Below are 19,657 nucleotides of genomic sequence, written 5' to 3'. Positions count from 1 at the left end.
GTGAACAATTCTCTTATTCTGGGCTAGACTCAGAGGTAGGTTTGTGAATTTGTTCTGCTTCCGGGCAGTCATCCGAAATAGGAAGATCAAAATCACACTTGGGAACGGAGGCTAACTTTTGGCTAATGGCTCCGATACTTTCGATGCGGATCATTTCTTCCCAAGAACATAATTCATCCTCTTCATCGGTCTCATAGCGCAGCGTGACTAGATCTCCTTCAATATCTGTAATTCGAGCTTTCTCAATCCAACGTTGTTGATCCCGTAAGAAGATCGAGACTTCCCGACTGTCACAACAAAGCTGATAAATCTTGCGATGTAGCATTTTTTACTTTTCCTGAGAAGTTCGCTGGCTCGTGTGAATGTCCCTAGTTAACCGAGTATTGACAGTTGAGCAGGATGCCGAAGCCCCTTGAGTTGTACTCGATTCCTAGAACATCCATTTTGACTAAACAATTGTCCTCTATTTTAACCCCAAGGTTAAATTTAGCCTAAAAAATTTAGTTTGTACTTATGCCTTGAGAGTGAGGACATTTTCAGTATACAGCCTAAATCTAGGTTGAGTTGGCTCAAGGAGGGAATTTCAGCAACTTTTCTTTAGATAACGCTTCAGCAAATGCCGAACTCAACTTCGGTGATCGCCAGCGCTGAAAAGCTTATAATAAACCTGGTAAACTTTTCTGAGAAAAGTTATAGCGTTATGTTGAAATCGTGCACTGCAATCATTGAGTATTTAACGAACTGTCCGCTACGATACAAGGTCAAGAGTATTGTTATTGATTAAACTAAACAGCAATCTAAATTTTTAAAGAAAGGAGAGGACAGCATTCTCATGGTTTATGCAGAGTATTTAAATCAACCTTCTATTTTTGAATTAGCTCGTTCTGGAGATTTAAGGGCAATCAGCTATTTAATTAATACCTATCTTAAGCCGGAAGGTATCTCGGCAAGAGTAGCCCCCCCCGATCGCAAAGGCTGTTTACCCGTCTTGGTTGAATTTCAACAAGAACCGATAGCCGACAGCATTGTTAAGTTTATCTGTCACTTGCTGTGGAAACTCAACGCTCCCAACTTAGAAGGAGTGAAAATTGCGGCTCGCTATCAAGGGGATGGGGAAATTCTCTGGAAACAATCGGTGCGGCTGGTTACCCCAGCTAATCGAGTTCATCGAGAACAAACTCGGTGGTTGAACCTTGATGGCATTAAATTTAAAACCCTACGGTTAATGTTTCTGGTGGGTTCAGCCGTTTCTTCCTTTGTATTAGGCTGTTGGGTGAGTTACTACGAAGTTACCGCCGAAAGGCTACCCCTGAATAATCCGGCTCAAGAAAATGTGGTGATGGTGGCACCGCCTTCTAAACGTTCTGATAGTGTCCAAGCTGCTTTAGAAGTGGTTCCTGTGGTTCAACACCAACAGGTACAAAATCCCCAAGACCCAACAGTTACTTTAGTGTTTGGGGGGGATGTTACCCTGAGTGATCATTTTGAAACTATTATTGGCACAAATTATTCCTTACCCTTTGCCCAACTTCCCGAATATCGGGATGCAGATTTAGCGATGGTGAATTTAGAAAATCCCCTCACCCGTTCTACCCTTCGCCGTCCAAATAAACAGTTTAATTTCAAAGCTGATCCGCAAGCGGTTAAGGTATTAACAGAAGGTGGCATTGATATTGTTAATCTAGCCAATAATCACACCATGGACTATGAGGAATCCGGGCTAGTGGAAACCCTGGAAACGTTAGACCGGGCGGGTATTCAGGCAGTGGGAGCCGGTCGAGATCTTAAAGAAGCTCGTCGCCCTACTATTATCGAAGTCAAGGGTCAACGAATTGCCTATTTAGGCTATTATGATGCTGATTTTCATGCAGCAGCTGAGGGTGTGGCGGGAACGAATCCACGTTATGATGATCGGGTGGCAGCCGATATTAAAGCCATTCGAGATCAGGTGGATTGGGTCGTGGTTAACTACCATTGGGGGGTAGAACTGAATGATTATCCAGGGGACTGGCAAATTGATTTAGCTCGATTCACCATTGATCAAGGGGCGGATGTCGTTATTGGTCATCATCCCCATGTTTTGCAGGGTGCAGAAATTTATAAAGGTCGGCCGATTGTTTACTCCTTGGGTAATTTTATTTTTGGGGGAAATAGTCGGACAGACTATGAAACGGCTGTTTTAAGAGTTGCTTTAAATGATCATCGTAAAATGAAGGTAGAATTTTTACCCGTAGAGGTGACTCAATATCAAGCTAAGGTGATATCGGGAGAAAAAGGGGAGGATATTATCAAGCGGGTGGAACGACTTTCGCAAATTTTTGATCAACCGATGCAGTCCGTTGTTGTTTTGGACGCGCCCCCGCGTGATATTAAATCGGTCAATGCTCCCTTAACACCAACAGAGGAACCGACTTTACCATTAGTGACGGAATCTCCAGCCCCCGATTCCTCTCCGGTGACGGCAGTACCCACTCCTGAATCGGTTCAGAATCAGGACTCTCAACCGTCCGCGATCAAAACACTCCAGGAGCCTTTATCGGATGAGTCAGTTTCTGTCTCAGAAGAGAAAAGCCCCTTACCCCCTAAGTTGGAGGTGAAAACGGAGAGTCAAGATGACCTCAAACCTTATATTGAGGAACCTTTTATTAAAGATCCTTTTATTTCTCTGCCTTCGTTTCCCCAAGCTCCTGCTCCAAGCTCTCAAAGTTACAAGAGTCCCAATTCTCCGATTTCGTTTCAGATTACGATTCCTCATCGGAATTCTGAACCGACTTTGCTGGAATCAACCCAGTCTCCCGTTGCGGTATTACCGAAAGCCAAGGAATCTCATGCTGAGATTAAACTGCCTTTGCAGTCTGAGCCCTATCGAGCCATCGGGTAATATTTGGGCTGCCATCGGTTAAGTTTATGTATCACTTATTAATTTTTAACTATCACTGTGTTTGCGATCGCACTGAAGTCCCATCAACAATATAAAACCTACGTCCTCTCGGATCAGGCTACCCAGTCTAGCCTAGAAGTTGTCCCAGAACGAGGAGGAATTATTACCCGTTGGCAAGTCGGGGGTCAGGATTTACTGTATTTAGATACGGAACGATTTGCTAATCCTGATTTAACGGTACGGGGGGGAATTCCGATTTTATTCCCCATTTGTGGCAATTTACCCGATGATACCTACACCTATCAAGGTCAACGGTATACCCTCAAACAACATGGCTTTGCTCGGAATTTGCCGTGGACGGTGGTACAACAAGCAACGGATGGCGGTGCGTCAATCACGTTGGTATTAAAAAGTAATGCTCAAACTCGGTCGGTTTATCCTTTTGATTTTGAAGTGGAGTTTACCTACACCCTCAAAGGGAATTCTTTACAGATTTTCCAACGCTATACCAACCTTTGCGGAACAATAGATAGTTTACCTCCGCAAACTATGCCCTTTTCCACGGGGTTACATCCTTATTTTTTAGCGTTGGATAAGGAGAAATTAGCTTTTGAAATTCCGGCGATGCAGTATCGAGATCAACAAACTGAAAAAACTCAGGTGTTTACAGGGCGGTTTGATGCGGAAGCGGAGGAAATTGATGTGTTGTTTAGTCCCTTAACGGGGTTAGCGACAACGACGATTGATCATGCTCAGAAGTCGAAAATTATCCTTAGCTATAGTTCGGCTTATTCCAGTGTGGTGTATTGGACACTCAAGGGCAAGGATTACTATTGTTTGGAACCTTGGACAGCCCCCCGTAATGCCCTGAATACGGGAAAATTATTGACCTATCTCAAGCCGGGAGCTAGTTGTGAGATGCTCGTTCACCTCAGCGCAACTTTTTTTTGAATCCCCCCTTGTCAACCCAAAAATGTTGTGCTACTATTAGAAACTGTGCGTGAGAAAAGAAAAAACACGCGGGTCGCTAACTCAACGGTAGAGTACTCGGCTTTTAACCGATTAGTTCCGGGTTCGAATCCCGGGCGACCCATATCATTAATCAATGCAGTTCTAAGCAGTGAAGATTAGGATTTTCTAAAAGCTCTTGTATTGCTTCTTGTCCAGAACGGAGCAGACTTTCGACTTGACGGGTTGGTGTATTTCCACATCTTAACCAAACCACTTTCGGGGGAGAACCATACAGTCGGCTTCTTTCCGCAAAATCTGCATCCTGAGTTACAATGCAGAACTCATTCAATTTAGCAAAATCCCAAATTTCTGTATCTGTCTTCTCTGCGAGTTCAAAAAACTGTACATGACTAGCATCAGGGAAAATATCAGCCAAGCGAGTCACTAATTTTCGGCTTAGGTTTTGATCAAAGAGTAGTTTCAAGTATTACTGACCAAAGCAACTAAACGATGATCCCGATCAGCGGCAAATTCTAAACAGGCTCTAATATCAGTTTCTGTTAGTTCTGGGAAATCATCAATAATCTCAGCCACCGACATTCCAGCAGCTAACCATCCTAGAACATCATAAACCGTAATCCGCATCCGACGAATACAAGGCTTACCACCCCGCTTATCTGGCTCAAGGGTGATGAGATCGTGATAACTCATAGATAATAACTGATGTTCAACCTTCGCAGTATATCATTTTTTAATGTTCTCGTTGTAAATTACATTGACGATGTACTAAACGAGCATTATCTGGAATCGTCTTACCGCCTCGCCAGTAATGTTTTTCATGATCGAGAGCAGCATCATTAATTAAAGTAATGCGCTGATTACAAATTTGGCAAGTTGGGTCTTGTTGATAAATTTCTTGTTTCAACTGGCGGGAAAATACTCGTTGCGAGTCATTAGGATCTGTAACCTTCATCACTTCAGCTAATCGTTGTTTCCACGTTGAAAATGAGTAATCAATTCTTTGAATCTCTCCGGTTGAAGCTTTAACACTATCAACCCATTTTTCATCTGTACTAATTAAATCTAAATATTCTTCATAAATTAGATCAGAAGCACGGGTTAAAGCACCTAAATCATAATCCGCGAATGAAACAGTAAGAACTTGAAAAATAGAAGCATTAAGCTGTGTTGACCAACTTCCTTTTTCTGTTCTTAATCGAAAAGCTTGATTTCCGAAAATAGTATAAGCTGCTTTCATAGATTTTTTAAAAGTATCTCTAAATTCGTTAAGTTTGTCTACGCCTGGATTTCGATAAGCTTGTAGAAACTCATTTAAAAAATTCTTCATTCCTTTTCGAGCATTTCTATAATTCATTTGTAAGAAAGCCAAGTATCGTAAAACTAAACCTCGGTCTTTCATGCGTTTATCCAAATTTTTTTGATTAACACAAGCTAAAAATTCATCTAATTGAGCGAGTTCTCGGATTAAGTTATTTAATTGACCTCGATAAAGACAGTTCCTAATTTCCATATCATTCAAAACAATGCCACCCGTATTCAAACGTTCAAAAATTAAAAATTTTAGGTTTTTGTCTGTATCATTGGGCAGTTCAAAGGCTCTCATGGTACAATCTTCTAAATGGTTTTGATATGCTTGAGGAAGTTGGTTAAACTTATGCCCATTAAATTGCCGTAATATTTCTAATCCTCGAAGCTCGTATTCATTATCAAAAAAATTAAAAATAGATGTTAACCGTTGTAACCCATCAATAACTTCACGGGCTCCTTCTTCATTAAATGCTAAATAAATAACTGGTACAGGTAAACCAATTAAAAATGATTCAATTAATCGAGACGCTTTTTTAAAATCCCAAACATATTGACGTTGCCATTCAGGATCAACAATTAACCGTCCTTTTTTATACCATTTATGATATTCTGACAAACTGCGATCGCTTTTATCTAAAGATACACTTTGAGGTTCTACAACAATATCTCCTTCCTCATTGCCCTCAACATCAACTTCTTCAGATTGACGAGATGGTATTATAGATTCAATCCCATTAATTAATTGTTTCACTCTTTCCCATTGACCAAGCGTAACTGCATAGTTTGTTGATTGAGGTTGGCGAATCACCATCAATTCTTTTAAAATATCGTCTTCTTTAACTTGGTTTCTGAGAATCGGATTATTAACCAATTTATTTGTAAACTGAATAATTGCAAAGGTTAGGTTTTTATCTTTAATTCTTCTTTCCTGATCAATCCAGTAATCTTCATCAGGAAAATTATTAATCGCTTGAGGGAGTTCAAGGATTTTTGCTATAGCATAAATTCCTGAATCTTGGCCTGATATCCAAATTAATACACCATCACCAACAGACATTTGATTAGCAAATCGATTGACTAACCAAGGCATTTGTTCTAAATCTTGGATAGCATCAAGGATTCTGTAATACTTAGGGTTACTTTGAAATAGCCAATAAGCCATTGACTGCTCCTCTTATTTTTTATATTTTTATATTTTATATTAATCGGAGTCAGCCGTTTAGGGCTTAATATGATGATGAGCGATCGCAGAATTCCCATCAACCCCTAAAATTAAGAGGCATTACTTGACAAAATTCAAATTTTGTGCATAGCCAATGCAATTGAACAAGATTAATAGTTGTGAGCTTTTCGGGGCTTAACTGAGAGTGATTTTGAAGTTCCTGACCTGTAGCCATGAGATTGAAGCCCTGAAGGGCTTACTACAATTTTGTTCATAAAATTTGATAAATTTCTGATCCGATCCACCGGAAATGACCAAATTGTCTTAAGATTATTTTAATTAAGACGGTCTCGGAATAAATTTAGACAACGACTTAGGAGGAGATTTTATGGCGCTCGTACCCATGCGGCTTTTGCTGGATCATGCGGCTGAAAACGATTATGGACTTCCTGCATACAATGTGAATAACATGGAGCAGATCCAAGCAATTATGCAGGCAGCTGAAGAAACCAATAGCCCTGTGATTCTGCAAGCTTCTCGCGGTGCTCGTCAATATGCAGGTGAAAGCTTCCTGCGTCACCTGATTTTAGCAGCAGTGGAAACCTATCCCCACATCCCCATTGCCATGCACCAAGATCACGGCAACTCTCCCGCCACCTGCTATTCTGCGATGCGTCATGGCTTCACTAGCGTCATGATGGATGGTTCTCTCGAAGCTGATGGCAAAACCCCTGCCAGCTTTGAATATAACGTGGCTGTCACCTCGGAAGTGGTGAAAGTGGCTCACTCCATTGGTGTTAGCGTTGAAGGTGAACTGGGTTGTTTAGGTTCCCTGGAAACCATGCAAGGTGACAAAGAAGATGGTCACGGTGCAGAAGGTAAGTTAACGATGGAACAACTGTTAACTGACCCTGACCAAGCTGTTGAGTTCGTGGAAGCCACCCAAGTTGATGCTTTAGCGATCGCTATCGGAACCAGTCACGGTGCTTACAAGTTTACTCGTAAACCCACGGGTGAAATTCTGGCTATTAGCCGCATTGAAGAAATTCACCGTCGCTTACCCAATACTCACTTAGTGATGCACGGGTCTTCTTCTGTTCCTGAAGATCTCTTAGCGATGATCAATGAATACGGTGGTAAAATCCCTGAAACCTATGGGGTTCCTGTAGAAGAAATCCAAAAAGGAATTAAGAGCGGTGTCCGTAAAGTTAATATTGATACCGACAACCGTTTAGCCATTACCGCCGCCTTCCGTGAAGCTGCATTCAAAGATCCTTCTAACTTTGATCCTCGTCACTTCCTCAAACCTTCTATCAAATACATGAAGAAAGTTTGTGCGGATCGTTATAACCAATTCGGTTCTGCGGGTAATGCAGATAAAATCAAAGTTCAAACTTTAGATGAATTTGCAGCTAAATACGCCAAAGGTGAATTGAGTGCTTCTACTAAAGCGGCTGTTGCTGTTTAATTAAACTCTCAAGTTTAGCGTTAAATCGTCTAAGTTGATTAATTGAAAGCCTGGTTTCTTAAATTAAGAAGCCAGGTTTTTATCGTAGTAAGCCCTTCNAGTGATGTTATTACCTTATTATATTGCTTCGATGAATATTGAGCATCAATATTTTGAAGCAACGGGAGGTTATAAAGCTTTTGAGGGTATTTGTTTAGTCGATACCTTTTCTGATCAACAGGTGCAACAGTTATCTTTATTTACGCCTGAAAATACCGCTAGGGTTCAACGTCAGAGAAGTTCACCGATTTTTGTGATTATTGGAAATCCTCCTTATAATGCGTCTCAAGTAAATGAAAATGATAATAATAAAAATCGAAGATATACGAATAAAGATAAAACCGGAATTGATGATCGAGTTGCTGCAACTTATTCTAAAGATTCAAAAGCAACGAATAAAAATGCGCTTTCTGATCCTTATGTTAAAGCATTTCGTTGGGCATCTGATAGAATTGGAGATGAGGGAATTATTGCTTTAGTTACAAATAATAGTTTTATTAATGAAATTGCTTTTGATGGGATGCGATGTAATTTAGAAAAAGATTTTGATGTAATTTATATTTTAGATTTAGGAGGAAATGTCAGAAAAAACAGTAAATTATCAGGCACAACGCATAATGTTTTTGGAATTCAAGTTGGAGTGAGTATTAATTTATTAATTAGAAAAAAAGAAAAGCGATCACAATCTACCCAAATTTATTATGCAAGAGTTGATGAGTTTTGGCGCAAAGAAGAAAAGTATAACTATTTAAACCAATGTCAGAAATGGGATGGTGTACAATGGAATCTTATGGAGCCTGATAAAAAATATACCTGGTTAACTGAAAGCTTGAACTATGATTTTGATGATTTTATATCAATTGGTAATAAAGAAAGTAAATTATCAAAAACGCAAGAAATTCATGCTATCTTTAAACTTTATAGTAGAGGAGTAGCTACTTGTCGAGATTGCTGGGTATATAATTTTGATGCGATTAATCTTGGAGAGAATGTTAAACGCACTATATTAACTTATAATGAACAAATGTTCAGTTGGACACAGAGTATTGAGCATTCTCTAAAAATAGACGATTTTGTAACTAAGGATGAAACTAAAATTAGTTGGTCTGAAGGATTAAAAATTTACTTAAAGAGAGGATTTAAAATAGAGTATAAACCTGATTATATTAATCAATCACTTTACCGACCATTTACTAAAAATTATCTATATTTTGATAAAACCTTAAACGAGCGTCGTTATCAATTTCCTTATCTACTTCCAACGCCTGAAACAGAAAATCTAATTATTTCTATTGCTGGAGTTGGAAATAGAAAAGAATTTGGTTGTTTTATTAGTAAATTTATTATTGCTTTAGACTTGGCTTTTGAAAAAGCTCAATGTTTCCCCTTCTACACCTATGACGAAGACGGAACAAACCGAAAAGAAAATATCACCGACTGGTCACTTGAACAATTTAGAAATTATTACCAAGTTCAGACGATTACAAAATGGGATATCTTCTATTATACTTATGGATTATTGCATCATCCCACCTATCGAGAACGCTACGCTGCCAACCTCAAACGAGAACTTCCTCGCATTCCCTACGCGCCAGATTTTCGCGGTTTTGTTGATGCTGGACAACAATTAGCAGACCTCCATCTCAACTATGAACAACAACCCGAATATAGCCTTAAATTCATTGAAAATGATCAAGTTCCGTTAAATTGGCGAGTTGAAAAAATGAAACTCAGTAAAGATAAAACCCAAATTATTTATAATGAGTTTCTGACATTAAGCGGTATTCCTCCTGAAGTGTTTGAATATCGGTTAGGAAATCGTTCGGCGTTAGATTGGATTATTGATCAATATCAAGTTAAAATTTATAAACGCAGTGGAATTGTTAATGATCCGAACCGTTTAGACGATGAACAATATATTATTAGGTTAATTGGTCAAGTGATAACGGTTAGTTTGGAAACTGTTAAAATTGTTAATCATTTGCCCGATTTGGGATTATCCTAAGAGAAGAAGCCATGAAGGGCTTACTACGATACTGCGTTCTTGGGAACAGTTGGCAGTTACCCAGTCCCAGAAATCGTTGGGTCTTTTGATCGCTTCGGATACTATCTTGATATGTTGTCTCACAATTGTTTGTAGATTGGACTTCCTAAGAATAGTAGACAGATGTTAAGGTAACGAAACCCAAGATTATTTTTATTGTTTTTAATCCCATAATCTCTGAATAGGATAAGCATCAAACTTGATATCTCTGCTAATTAAAATTAGGGATCTATTGATGGCTTGAGCGATTAACATTCGATCAAAAGGATCTCGATGATGTAAGGGTAGATTACAAATTTGTAACGTATCAATAAACATAATAGGGAGCAAAAGAATATCTGAATTTTCAAGCTTATCTTCAATGGTTTTATAACTTTGTTGTAATGACAATTTACCCAAATTTAACTTAATCGCAATTTCCCAAAGACTGGCAATACTCAGATAAACATGATCCGCTATATCAATCATCTCTCTTAGGCTATCAGGTAAATTAGGATCATTTTCCGATAACCAAATAAAAGTATGAGTATCTAACAGAAAAGAATTCATTCCATATATTCCTTAAAATCTTCTAAAGGTTCATCAAAATCATCAGATAGAGGTAAAACAAAAGTCCCTTGTAATATTCCTGAGCGACGTTTTTTAACAGGGGGCTGCTCTGAGGGAGTCTTTTGGGAGTAGTTTTCCATAAGATAGTTAGCATAATGTAGAAGCTCTTGTTTTAGAGATTCTGGCATTATCCCAACCATTTGTAGGATTTCCGTATCAATATTCATAATAGCTGTTGTGATTTATTCCCATCGTTTTTTAGACTAACCAACTAGACTAGACAAAAATTTATATATCCCCCTATTATAACTTATAGCGGAAGCCCTGAAGGGCTGACTACGACACCGAACTTAACGTATAATCAAAAACTTAAGTGCAATGCTCAGGGATTAAGATTTTACACCATGAATATCCTGCAACTCAATGTACGCGAAACGGTGATTGTGGCGATTTTAGTTCTGTATCTGGGGAAATATTTAACCGAAAAGATTAAATTCCTTCGAGATTTTAATATCCCCGATGCGGTTTCGGGAGGTGTCCTCGCCTCCTTATTTTTTGGTCTTTGTTTTGCGGTTTTCCAGCATCAAATAGAATTCGATCTCAATGTCCGTGATGGTTTATTGATTGTTTTTTTTACAACTATTGGGCTTTCGGCCAAACTCAAAACCCTGGTAAAAGGGGGGAAATCGCTATTAATTTTGTTAGTCATGGCGATCAGTTATCTAATTGTACAAAATATCACGGGGGTTGCGATCGCAGCCTTAACGGGGTTAAAATTGCCCATTGGTTTGCTGGCGGGGTCGATTTCTCTGAGTGGAGGACATGGGACGGTGATCGCCTGGTCGCCTCTATTTAAGGATAGTTATGGAATTGCTAATGCTACGGAAATAGGCATTGCCAGTGCGACCTTTGGTTTAGTCTTTGGAGGAATTGTTGGTGGGCCCATCGCCAAATTTTTAATTAACAAAAACCAACTCCAAACCAATAACCCAAATCAAGATCTGAGCATCGGTATTAAGAACGATCAGAAGAATGTTATAATTGATTACAATACTATGCTCAATTCTATATTAGTCATTAATCTTGCTATTGGTTTGGGACTAGAAATCAATGCGATCGCTACCGCTATCGGTTTAAAATTACCTTTGTTTGTGGGTTGTTTATTAGCTGGAATTATTTTAACTAATACTGTGCCTTTGGTCTTTAAAGGCTTTACTTGGCCGTCTGATACTCCTTCTCTGGCTTTAATTTCTGATGTGAGTGTGGGGTTATTTTTAGCGATGTCTTTAATGAGTTTACAGTTGTGGACATTGGTAGACTTAGCTGGGCCAATCGCTTTATTATTGTTCGTACAGTTATTCATAATTACGGTTTACACGGTCTTTTTAGTGTTTCCTGTTATGGGTAAAAGCTATGATGCGGCGGTGATTTCGGCAGGATATTCGGGACTCGCATTAGGGGCGACTCCAACCGCAATGGCTAATATGACCGCCGTAACTGAACATTTTGGAGCTTCACCTCAAGCCTTTATTATTGTTCCCTTAGTCGGAGCTTTTTTTATGGATATTGCGAATGCTCTTGTGATTCCAAATTTCCTCAATTTTTTATAGTTTTATCAATAATCGGTATTCCATTCTTCACCTCTAGGTAACTGAATTACGAATTACGAATATTGAATATCCGTCTCCCTTGAGTTTTCAAGAATAATAAAACCGGAAATTGATAAGCTTCTGCCATTAACCAAAGTAGAATAAACAGATGAACGAGAAAAGCTAAAATTGTCCAGATTAGCGGAAACCAACTCCAAGCATTACCCGAAACGGGAGGAAAAATTAAAGCAGATAAACCAATTAAACTTGGAGGAAATAAAACAAAACTAAGAGCAATAATCCAATAAATCCAACTGAGTTCGAGATTGCCTAAATGTTCACCTTTCCAGGTTTTTCCTGTCCAACGCCAGGTTAAAGCTGGTTCTCGATCTGCGAGTTTTAAACTTTGTGTTTCTAGGTTAATCGTAAAGATATGATGGCAGACATCACACCCTAAAGCTTCCATCAAGGTGAGATTAGAAATCTGACCACAACGACAAATTGGACAAGTATAAGTTCCTTCATAACTTAACGAGATTTTTCGGCTGTGACTGTTGAACATTGATCCCTGTGGCATAAAATTACAAAACTTTGCAAAAATCTTAACTATCTTTTTAGATTAAAATGAGATAATTGTTTAATAATAAGAACAGGTCTATTTTATAGAATGTTCCCCAAAGAATACAAGATGTCTTCAGGAAGAGTTAAAAGGAAACTTGGGGTTTGATGCCAATTCCAGCCTAATTCCTCGATCCCTGTTTCAGATCAAGTTCAAGGGTTTGGAGATTTGTATCAGAAGCTACAGTTAAGTAGTCTCTCAAACTTTTATATCTCAATTATATTGTAATCAATTAGGATAAAAGCCAGTGCGATTTCAATCCTACGATCCAGGTGAATTCTACGATGAACTTTTTGTAGCTAAAGGACAACCTCGTCCCTACGCAGCAGCGTTAATTGATCGGATTAATTCTCTATCCCCTGGAGATTTAGAAATCCGACAGGAAGCGGCTAAAACTGCGATGATGAAATTAGGGGCGACATTTAATGTCTATAGTGATAGTCAAGGGACAGAACGTATTTTACCCTTTGACTTAATTCCCCGTATTGTTTCCGCTTCAGAATGGGCTTGGTTAGAACAGGGATTAAAGCAACGAATTCATGCGCTGAACTTATTTATAGATGATATTTATGGAGAACAGAAAATTATCAAAGACGGGTTTATCCCTGAAGAGTTAATCTATTCTTCTAAGGGATTCCTGAAACCTTGTATGGGTTTGAAAGTACCTAAAGGAATTTGGTGTCATATTACCGGAACGGATTTAGTTAGGGATAAAGAGGGAAAATGGTACGTTCTCGAAGATAATTTACGCTGTCCTTCTGGGGTTTCTTATGTCTTAGAAAATCGTCGGGTGATGAAAACCACATTCCCACAAGTTTTTGCTAAATTAGGAATTCAACCCGTTGATGAATATCCCAGTCATTTATTAGATGCTTTGTTGAATTTAGTGGGGACTCATATTAGCAATCCCACCGTTGTTGTCTTAACGCCGGGGATGTATAATTCTGCCTACTTTGAACACTCTTTTCTCGCCCAACAAATGGGGGTAGAATTAGTGGAAGGACGGGATTTAGTGGTGAGTGATGGTTATGTGCAAATGCGAACCACAAAAGGATTACAACGGGTGGATGTGATTTATCGTAGAATTGACGATACGTTTATTGATCCGTTAGCTTTTAATCCTGAATCCATGTTAGGGGTTCCAGGGTTAACGGAAGTGTATCGAAATGGTCGAGTTGCGCTGGCGAATGCGTTAGGAACGGGGATTGCTGATGATAAAGTGATTTATGCTTATGTTCCCCAAATGATTCAATATTATTTAGGAGAAGAACAAATTTTATCGAATGTTCCGACATATTTATGTTGGGAACCCAAACAACTTGAATATGTTTTAGAAAACCTCGATCAATTAGTTGTTAAAGCCGCAAATGAAGCGGGAGGTTATGGGATGTTAGTGGGAACCCAATCAACGGAAGCAGAACGCCTAGAATTTGGAGAAAAAATTAAAGCAAATCCTCGAAATTATATCGCTCAACCGACGTTATCTTTATCACGAGTTCCGACTTTATTAGGAGATACTTTTGAAGGGTGTCACGTTGATTTAAGACCCTATGTTTTATATGGTGAAGATATCTATGTTCATCCAGGGGGATTAACCCGTGTGGCGATGAAAAAAGGGTCATTAGTTGTTAATTCTTCTCAAGGAGGGGGGAGTAAGGATACTTGGGTTTTGTGTGAATAAAAATAGTCAGTAGAGACGCGCCAATAGCCTATCGGCATGGCTCCGCCCAGGCACGTCTGTACACAGTCAACCGTCAACCGTCAACCGTCAAGAATTTTAAATATGTTAAGCCGTGTTGCAGATTCTATTTATTGGTTAAATCGTTATGTAGAACGGGCGGAAAATATTGCTCGTTTTATTGATGTGAATCAAAATTTGTTATTAGATTCTCCCTCTGGTGTTCAACAACAGTGGAAACCGATTGTTGTGACAACGGGGGATTTAGAACTGTTTAAAGAACGCTATGGAGAAGCGACAGAAGAAAATGTCATCCGATTTTTAACTTTTGATAGTAATTACCCGAATTCTATTTTATCTTGTTTACGGGCGGCTCGTGAAAATGCTCGTTCTGTTCGGGAAATTATCTCCTCAGAAATGTGGGAACAAGTTAACGAATTTTATCTGATGGTTCGAGATGCGGCGATGGGAGAAAGTTACTATCAACTCTCGGATTTCTTCTATCAAGTTAAAATGCGCGGACATCAATTTGCAGGGGTTATGGATGCTACCATGTCTCATAATGAAGGCTGGCATTTTGGCAATATGGGTAGACTATTAGAACGGGCGGATAAAACCTCTCGAATTTTGGATGTGAAGTATTATATTTTATTACCTTCAGTTAATGATGTCGGAACAACCATTGATGAAATTCAGTGGATTTCTTTGTTAAAATCTGCCAGTGCTTATGAAATGTATCGCAAACGCAAACAACACCGGATTACACCGTCTAGGGTTGTGGAATTTCTGATTTTAGATCGAGAATTTCCGCGATCAATTGAATATTGTTTATTACAGGCAGAGCGATCGCTACAATGTATTACAGGAACTAGCCCTGGCACTTGGCAAAACCCCGCAGAACGAGAGTTAGGAAGGCTACGTTCTGAGCTTGATTATATCACAATTGAAGAAATTATGCAAGAGGGAATTCATGAATTTTTAGATGATTTACAAGATCGAATGAATCGCGTCGGCGAACGAATTTTTGAAGCCTTTTTTGCGCTTAAACCGGTTGCAAGTCCCCTGATATTGAGTCAAACTCAAGCGAGTTCATGATCTATAATATTACTCACCTTACCCATTACACTTACAGTCAACCTGTTACTTTAGATCCCCATCTGATTCAGTTACGCCCTCGTTCTGATGCGTTTCAAACGGTACAAGAATTTTCTGTAGACATTTTTCCTCAACCTCAAGGGATATCACATTGCTTGGAATTAGATGGAAATAATGTCATTAAGATTTGGTTTTCTCAACCCACTCAAGAATTAAAAATTAAGGTTAACTCCCAAGTGGAAACCCACTGTACTAACCCCTTTCATTATTTATTAGAACCTTGGGCACTGGAGTTGCCTATTGTAGATTATCCGGCTCCTATATTGAGTCATTTACAACCCTATTTACAACAACTTCCTGATCCTATTATTACCCAACTTGCTCAAGAAATTTGGCATAAAACCCAAGGACAAACCCTCACTTTTTTAAGTGAATTAAATCAAAAAATTCATGAGACTTGTCAACATATTATTCGCCCCAAAGGTCGTCCCTTACCACCTGGGATCACTTGGACACAACAGTTTGGTTCCTGTCGAGATTTAACGGTTGTGTTTATGGAAGCGTGTCGGATGATGAATTTAGCGACTCGTTTTGTTAGTGGGTATCAAGAAGGGAATTTAAACCGAGAAAAACGGGATTTACACGCTTGGGCTGAAGTTTATTTACCCGGTGCGGGATGGCGAGGCTATGATCCGACTCAAGGATTAGCCATTAGCGATCGCCATATTCCCTTAGTCGCCACAGCCATTCCCCGCCACGCCGCCCCCATTAAAGGGACATTTCGAGGAATTGGTGCCACCTCCCAGATGGAATTTCACGTTTCAATTGCCAAAATTGACAGTTAAAAGCAATCTTCCCCTTGTCCCCTTGTCCCCCTCTCCCCTGCTCCCCCTGCTCTCCTCTCCCCCCCTACTCTATAAAATTCGTAAGTTGCCATCACCGAGCATGGTAAAATACCTTAAAATTCGCCCACATAATTTTTAGAGAGGTATATTAATTCATGGAAGCAGCACTGCTTTTAGCAAAGCTACCCGAAGCTTACTCCATTTTTAGCCCTGTCGTTGACATTCTGCCTGTTATCCCCGTCTTTTTCCTGTTGTTGGCTTTTGTTTGGCAAGCCTCTGTGGGATTCAAATAAAAAAAACAGTTTAAGCTATCAGCGTTAAGCTGGAAAATTGCGGAGGTTTACTCAATCGAGGGTTTAACTTCCCCGTCTTTCTAACTCAACGTTGATAGCCATCTTAGGTAAATATTACTTCCTGCTACCAATGGTTTTTTGAAATGCAGGTCTTTCCGTTAACCGTTTAATGTATTCTAAAACAGCCGGATAGGGGCTTAAATCCAACTTCAACATAATCGGAATATAAGCCAAAATCGAACCCACTGCAATATCGGCGACATTCAATTCATTCCCCATTAAAAAGGGTTGTTTCGACAGAATTTCATTCAAAGGATTGAGTAAACGGGGGGTTTCTTTTTCCCGATTTGCTTCTATAAAAATTCCCGTTCCTAAAGTTGCATTTCCAAATAATACCCATTGATAAATTTCGGCTCTTTCTTCGGGAGAATGAGGCAGTTTACCGTGTTTTTCGGCTAAATATAATAAAATTGCTCCCGACTCCCACAGTTTAAAATCGTCCTCAACAATTGCGGGAACTTTACCAATGGGATTGATCGCCATGAATTCCGGTTGCAGATGTTCTCCGGCTTGCATATCTAATAGAATAAATTCGTAGGGAACCCCGATTTCTTCTAAATACCATTGCACAATTGAAGCCCGACTACGAGCACCACCATAGAGTTTTAACATTGATGTTTATCCTTTTTTAAGATGAGAAGTCTTTTAAAAAGTTTATCATTAAATTATCAAGATGAGGGAAGGAAAAGGAAGCGTGTTTGATAATATCTGCAAATTTATCGCGGAGAATTTTTCTGAGGATTTAGCCAGTTGGTTATTGGGTTCTCCCATTCAGTTAACACAACTGAGTCCAACGGAGTTATCCTTAGAACCGATTCGTGCAGATTCTTTAATTTTACTACAATCCGATGAGTTAGTTTTACATACAGAATTTCAAACTTAACCGGATACCATAATGCCCTTTCGGATGTTAGATTATCGAGTAAGGGTCTATCGACGGTTTCCCCAAAAGCTAATGCGTCAGGTGGTGATTTATTTACAACGAACTAATTCCCCCTTAGTTCAACAAAATACCTTTAAACTCGAAAAAACCTCCCATGAATTTGAGGTAATTCGTCTCTGGGAACAGCCCACAGAGGAATTTTTAAGAGTTTCTGGGTTATTACCCTTTGCGGTATTAAGTCAAACTAATGATCCCGCCCAGGTATTAACTCAAGTCTCTCAAATTGCTGAACAAATTGCAGATCGGCGCGTTCAAAGTAATCTGATCGCCGCATCTTCAATTCTCGCCGGATTAGTGTTAGAAACCAATGTCATTCAACGGATTATTAGGAGTGATATTATGCAAGAATCAACGATGTATCAAGAAATTTTACGACAAGGTAAAGAACAAGGTCGGGCTGAAGGTCGGGCTGAAGGGCTTACCGAAGGTCGGGCTGAAGGGCTTACCGAAGGTCGGGCTGAAGCACTACGACAAGTTGCGATTTTATTACTGAGAATGGGGATGAGTTTAGAACAAATTTCTCAAACAACAGAGTTAACGGTTGAACAAATTCAAGCGTTACAACAGAGTCAACAACAGGACAATCAAAATAATTAAAGATTGAGGTGATATCCTTTACCCTTGGCTAGTGTTAAAGGATATCACCCTAACTTAAATCTCAACAAACTAAAGAACTTGGTGAGTATAAGCGTGTTGTTTTACATTATCTTCAGTGCGAATAATACGCTCAGAATTTAACACCCGTTTCCGTTCTAAGGAGTAATTAAATTCTTTAAAATTTGCTCCTAAAGGAATATGAAGTTTAGCTTGAGGGCGATTTTTATAGGTGCGAGTTGCAGCGATCGCGCGATCGTTAAAATTTTCACAAAAATGGGCATCTGTTCCCAATTCTGCGGGAATTTTAGCTTCTCCATTACTTAAAATAGAACCCAATGTTACAGCATAAGCAATTGAATAGGATGTAGGAACTCCTTTCAAAATAGCTTCCAAAGCCGCTGAGGGAATGGGTTCAACGACTTGAACTTGATGAACTTCCCCATCTTCTTTAATAAAACAGGTTGCTAAACCAATGACGACATAATCATCAGTGGAGATATCAGGGGCGTTAGGATATGCTGTTGCAGTTGTCATAGAAATTAAAGGGTTCAGAATTCCAAAACTAATTTAATTCGCTGGTTGCATTGTACCAAGTTTCTATAAAAGCCCTAGGGGACAAGAATTAGATGGTTAAAGTGTCTAAACCCTTACGGGACTTAAACAACAGAGAGATTGTAAAAGTCCGAGAGCTTCATATTTTGCTAAAACTTTTAACTAAACTTTATATTGGAGAGCAGGAGTCACTAGAGACAAGCAATGGTGTGTCTTTGCTGGAGTGAGGATCAAAGCAATCATTAATGTCCTAGCGACCCGGTGCAACTGCTATAGATTAGAGCTATTTTATTTAAGGGAGAATTTGAAAATCGTTACTGCTGAGACTATTAGCAGAAACATTAATTAAGGTTGCTAAAAGTTGGTTAGTGTTAGTGACCCGAATTAGGGTATTATTCGGATCAGAAACTAAAGTTAATTGTGCAAAAGTTAATCCTCCCATTAACCCAATCAAATCTTCACCTTTGGTAAAATCATTAATCGTATCACTCCCTAAATTGTTGGCGAGGATAAAGCGATCGCGTCCTGTTCCTCCAATTAAGGTATCATCTCCTTTATCTCCATATAACCAGTCATCTCCATCATTTCCCCGCAGAATATCGGTTCCTTGACCGCCAAATAAAGTATCAGTTCCGATATCTCCCGTGAGGTCATCATTATCCAAATTTCCATATAACAAATCATCACCACTCCGACCATCTAAAACATCATTATTTTGTCCGCCATAAAGGCTATCATTGCCTTCATTTCCCACAACCGCATCATTACCCAAATTTCCATTTAACCAATCATTTCCTAAATTTCCCGATAGAAAATCATTACCGGAAAGTCCTAAAATTAAGTCATCTCCTGCATCTCCTAATATTGTATCACTTTCTTCTGTTCCTAATAACAACTGAAAGGTATTATTATTCAAAGTAACCGTTGTGTTTGCCATATTAATTTAGGGGTTAAAGTTAATAA

General features: G+C 39.1%; 21 protein-coding genes and 1 tRNA gene. 12 read left to right on the top strand and 10 right to left on the bottom strand.

All coding sequences use genetic code 11. The features are described from left to right. Positions 1 to 13 precede the first annotated feature (13 nt). Entirely contained in the window at positions 14 to 325 is a 312-nt protein-coding gene (locus tag PL9214_RS26410) for a DUF6679 family protein (protein ID WP_072722249.1), read from the bottom strand. Positions 326 to 832: 507 nt separating this feature from the next. On the opposite strand from PL9214_RS26410, the gene PL9214_RS26405 reads away from it, so the two are divergent. From PL9214_RS26405 to PL9214_RS26395, 3 genes are all read left to right on the top strand, one after another. Continuing rightward, complete coding sequence (locus PL9214_RS26405) at positions 833 to 2,881, top strand: CapA family protein (protein ID WP_072722248.1); 2,049 nt, start codon at positions 833 to 835, stop codon at positions 2,879 to 2,881. A 57-nt stretch (positions 2,882 to 2,938) separates the two neighbouring features. After that, positions 2,939 to 3,832: an aldose epimerase family protein gene (locus PL9214_RS26400; RefSeq protein ID WP_072722247.1), complete on the top strand. Its 894-nt coding sequence runs from the start codon at positions 2,939 to 2,941 to the stop codon at positions 3,830 to 3,832. Between the two features lie 70 nt (positions 3,833 to 3,902). Then, positions 3,903 to 3,974: transfer RNA gene (locus PL9214_RS26395), tRNA-Lys, on the top strand. Between the two features lie 9 nt (positions 3,975 to 3,983). Here PL9214_RS26395 and PL9214_RS26390 read toward each other — a convergent pair. The 3 genes from PL9214_RS26390 to PL9214_RS31615 are packed head-to-tail and all read right to left on the bottom strand — an operon-like array spanning position 3,984 to position 6,323. Continuing rightward, positions 3,984 to 4,316 carry a DUF5615 family PIN-like protein gene (locus PL9214_RS26390; protein ID WP_072722246.1) on the bottom strand — a complete coding sequence of 111 codons (333 nt, stop codon included), beginning with the start codon at positions 4,314 to 4,316 and terminating at the stop codon, positions 3,984 to 3,986. Further along, complete coding sequence (locus tag PL9214_RS26385; RefSeq protein WP_072722245.1) at positions 4,313 to 4,543, bottom strand: DUF433 domain-containing protein; 231 nt, start codon at positions 4,541 to 4,543, stop codon at positions 4,313 to 4,315. The genes PL9214_RS26390 and PL9214_RS26385 overlap by 4 nt, the downstream gene beginning before the upstream one ends. A gap of 40 nt (positions 4,544 to 4,583) precedes the next feature. Further along, positions 4,584 to 6,323: a GmrSD restriction endonuclease domain-containing protein gene (locus PL9214_RS31615; protein WP_072722244.1), complete on the bottom strand. Its 1,740-nt coding sequence runs from the start codon at positions 6,321 to 6,323 to the stop codon at positions 4,584 to 4,586. A 388-nt stretch (positions 6,324 to 6,711) separates the two neighbouring features. Between PL9214_RS31615 and fba the strand changes: the two genes are divergently transcribed. Both fba and PL9214_RS26370 read left to right on the top strand, forming a co-directional pair. Continuing rightward, complete coding sequence (gene fba / locus PL9214_RS26375) at positions 6,712 to 7,791, top strand: class II fructose-bisphosphate aldolase (protein ID WP_072722243.1); 1,080 nt, start codon at positions 6,712 to 6,714, stop codon at positions 7,789 to 7,791. Positions 7,792 to 7,894: 103 nt separating this feature from the next. Then, positions 7,895 to 9,835 (top strand): type ISP restriction/modification enzyme, encoded by a 1,941-nt coding sequence (locus PL9214_RS26370; protein WP_186440461.1) that lies wholly within the window; start codon positions 7,895 to 7,897, stop codon positions 9,833 to 9,835. Positions 9,836 to 10,036: 201 nt separating this feature from the next. On the opposite strand, the gene PL9214_RS26365 is transcribed toward PL9214_RS26370, so the two are convergent. Both PL9214_RS26365 and vapB read right to left on the bottom strand, forming a co-directional pair. After that, positions 10,037 to 10,423: a type II toxin-antitoxin system VapC family toxin gene (locus PL9214_RS26365; RefSeq protein WP_072722242.1), complete on the bottom strand. Its 387-nt coding sequence runs from the start codon at positions 10,421 to 10,423 to the stop codon at positions 10,037 to 10,039. Next, a complete protein-coding gene (gene vapB, locus PL9214_RS26360) occupies positions 10,420 to 10,650 on the bottom strand; it encodes a type II toxin-antitoxin system VapB family antitoxin (protein WP_072722241.1) in 231 nt (76 codons plus the stop codon). The genes PL9214_RS26365 and vapB overlap by 4 nt, the downstream gene beginning before the upstream one ends. Before the next feature lie 177 nt (positions 10,651 to 10,827). Here vapB and gltS point away from each other — a divergent pair, with 177 nt between their 5' ends. Next, positions 10,828 to 12,033 (top strand): sodium/glutamate symporter, encoded by a 1,206-nt coding sequence (gene gltS / locus PL9214_RS26355; RefSeq protein WP_072722240.1) that lies wholly within the window; start codon positions 10,828 to 10,830, stop codon positions 12,031 to 12,033. Between the two features lie 46 nt (positions 12,034 to 12,079). Here the strand turns inward: gltS and PL9214_RS26350 are convergent, their stop codons facing one another. Then, positions 12,080 to 12,574, bottom strand: coding sequence for a hypothetical protein (locus PL9214_RS26350; protein WP_072722239.1), 495 nt, complete (start codon positions 12,572 to 12,574; stop codon positions 12,080 to 12,082). 304 nt (positions 12,575 to 12,878) lie between these two features. On the opposite strand from PL9214_RS26350, the gene PL9214_RS26345 reads away from it, so the two are divergent. The 4 genes from PL9214_RS26345 to PL9214_RS26330 all read left to right on the top strand — a co-directional run bounded on the left by PL9214_RS26345 (position 12,879) and on the right by PL9214_RS26330 (position 16,542). Then, a complete protein-coding gene (locus tag PL9214_RS26345) occupies positions 12,879 to 14,312 on the top strand; it encodes a circularly permuted type 2 ATP-grasp protein (RefSeq protein WP_072722238.1) in 1,434 nt (477 codons plus the stop codon). Positions 14,313 to 14,414: 102 nt separating this feature from the next. Beyond that, positions 14,415 to 15,404, top strand: coding sequence for an alpha-E domain-containing protein (locus PL9214_RS26340; protein ID WP_072722237.1), 990 nt, complete (start codon positions 14,415 to 14,417; stop codon positions 15,402 to 15,404). Continuing rightward, positions 15,401 to 16,249 (top strand): transglutaminase family protein, encoded by an 849-nt coding sequence (locus tag PL9214_RS26335; protein ID WP_072722236.1) that lies wholly within the window; start codon positions 15,401 to 15,403, stop codon positions 16,247 to 16,249. Before PL9214_RS26340 ends, PL9214_RS26335 begins: the two co-directional genes overlap by 4 nt. Positions 16,250 to 16,404: 155 nt before the next feature. Continuing rightward, positions 16,405 to 16,542 (top strand): photosystem II reaction center protein K, encoded by a 138-nt coding sequence (locus tag PL9214_RS26330; protein ID WP_072722235.1) that lies wholly within the window; start codon positions 16,405 to 16,407, stop codon positions 16,540 to 16,542. 114 nt (positions 16,543 to 16,656) lie between these two features. Here PL9214_RS26330 and PL9214_RS26325 read toward each other — a convergent pair whose 3' ends face one another. Continuing rightward, positions 16,657 to 17,214, bottom strand: a complete 558-nt coding sequence (locus PL9214_RS26325; protein WP_072722234.1) for a glutathione S-transferase family protein — start codon at positions 17,212 to 17,214, stop codon at positions 16,657 to 16,659. Between the two features lie 61 nt (positions 17,215 to 17,275). On the opposite strand from PL9214_RS26325, the gene PL9214_RS32950 reads away from it, so the two are divergent. Next, positions 17,276 to 17,485 carry a hypothetical protein gene (locus PL9214_RS32950; RefSeq protein ID WP_306341373.1) on the top strand — a complete coding sequence of 70 codons (210 nt, stop codon included), beginning with the start codon at positions 17,276 to 17,278 and terminating at the stop codon, positions 17,483 to 17,485. Positions 17,486 to 17,497: 12 nt separating this feature from the next. Beyond that, positions 17,498 to 18,142: an Rpn family recombination-promoting nuclease/putative transposase gene (locus tag PL9214_RS26320; RefSeq protein WP_306341372.1), complete on the top strand. Its 645-nt coding sequence runs from the start codon at positions 17,498 to 17,500 to the stop codon at positions 18,140 to 18,142. Between the two features lie 69 nt (positions 18,143 to 18,211). Here PL9214_RS26320 and PL9214_RS26315 read toward each other — a convergent pair whose 3' ends face one another. Then, a complete protein-coding gene (locus tag PL9214_RS26315) occupies positions 18,212 to 18,676 on the bottom strand; it encodes a hypothetical protein (protein ID WP_072722233.1) in 465 nt (154 codons plus the stop codon). Positions 18,677 to 18,986: 310 nt separating this feature from the next. Next, positions 18,987 to 19,631, bottom strand: a complete 645-nt coding sequence (locus tag PL9214_RS26310) for a calcium-binding protein (RefSeq protein WP_072722232.1) — start codon at positions 19,629 to 19,631, stop codon at positions 18,987 to 18,989. Positions 19,632 to 19,657: the final 26 nt, after the last annotated feature.

Origin of the sequence: Planktothrix tepida PCC 9214 (genome assembly GCF_900009145.1) — a bacterium.
Lineage (GTDB): Bacteria > Cyanobacteriota > Cyanobacteriia > Cyanobacteriales > Microcoleaceae > Planktothrix > Planktothrix tepida.
This window is presented reverse-complemented; position numbering and strand designations above follow the sequence as displayed.

Coding starts and splice junctions, on each gene's coding strand:
- PL9214_RS26350 (WP_072722239.1), bottom strand. CDS start 12,574: ATGTTCAACAGTCACAGCCGAAAAATCTCGTTAAGTTATGAAGGAACT.
- PL9214_RS26315 (WP_072722233.1), bottom strand. CDS start 18,676: ATGACAACTGCAACAGCATATCCTAACGCCCCTGATATCTCCACTGAT.
- PL9214_RS26320 (WP_306341372.1), top strand. CDS start 17,498: ATGCCCTTTCGGATGTTAGATTATCGAGTAAGGGTCTATCGACGGTTT.
- PL9214_RS26405 (WP_072722248.1), top strand. CDS start 833: ATGGTTTATGCAGAGTATTTAAATCAACCTTCTATTTTTGAATTAGCT.
- PL9214_RS26385 (WP_072722245.1), bottom strand. CDS start 4,543: ATGAGTTATCACGATCTCATCACCCTTGAGCCAGATAAGCGGGGTGGT.
- PL9214_RS26340 (WP_072722237.1), top strand. CDS start 14,415: ATGTTAAGCCGTGTTGCAGATTCTATTTATTGGTTAAATCGTTATGTA.
- PL9214_RS31615 (WP_072722244.1), bottom strand. CDS start 6,323: ATGGCTTATTGGCTATTTCAAAGTAACCCTAAGTATTACAGAATCCTT.
- PL9214_RS26310 (WP_072722232.1), bottom strand. CDS start 19,631: ATGGCAAACACAACGGTTACTTTGAATAATAATACCTTTCAGTTGTTA.
- vapB (WP_072722241.1), bottom strand. CDS start 10,650: ATGAATATTGATACGGAAATCCTACAAATGGTTGGGATAATGCCAGAA.
- PL9214_RS26370 (WP_186440461.1), top strand. CDS start 7,895: ATGTTATTACCTTATTATATTGCTTCGATGAATATTGAGCATCAATAT.
- PL9214_RS26325 (WP_072722234.1), bottom strand. CDS start 17,214: ATGTTAAAACTCTATGGTGGTGCTCGTAGTCGGGCTTCAATTGTGCAA.
- gltS (WP_072722240.1), top strand. CDS start 10,828: ATGAATATCCTGCAACTCAATGTACGCGAAACGGTGATTGTGGCGATT.
- fba (WP_072722243.1), top strand. CDS start 6,712: ATGGCGCTCGTACCCATGCGGCTTTTGCTGGATCATGCGGCTGAAAAC.
- PL9214_RS26335 (WP_072722236.1), top strand. CDS start 15,401: ATGATCTATAATATTACTCACCTTACCCATTACACTTACAGTCAACCT.
- PL9214_RS32950 (WP_306341373.1), top strand. CDS start 17,276: ATGAGGGAAGGAAAAGGAAGCGTGTTTGATAATATCTGCAAATTTATC.
- PL9214_RS26330 (WP_072722235.1), top strand. CDS start 16,405: ATGGAAGCAGCACTGCTTTTAGCAAAGCTACCCGAAGCTTACTCCATT.
- PL9214_RS26410 (WP_072722249.1), bottom strand. CDS start 325: ATGCTACATCGCAAGATTTATCAGCTTTGTTGTGACAGTCGGGAAGTC.
- PL9214_RS26365 (WP_072722242.1), bottom strand. CDS start 10,423: ATGAATTCTTTTCTGTTAGATACTCATACTTTTATTTGGTTATCGGAA.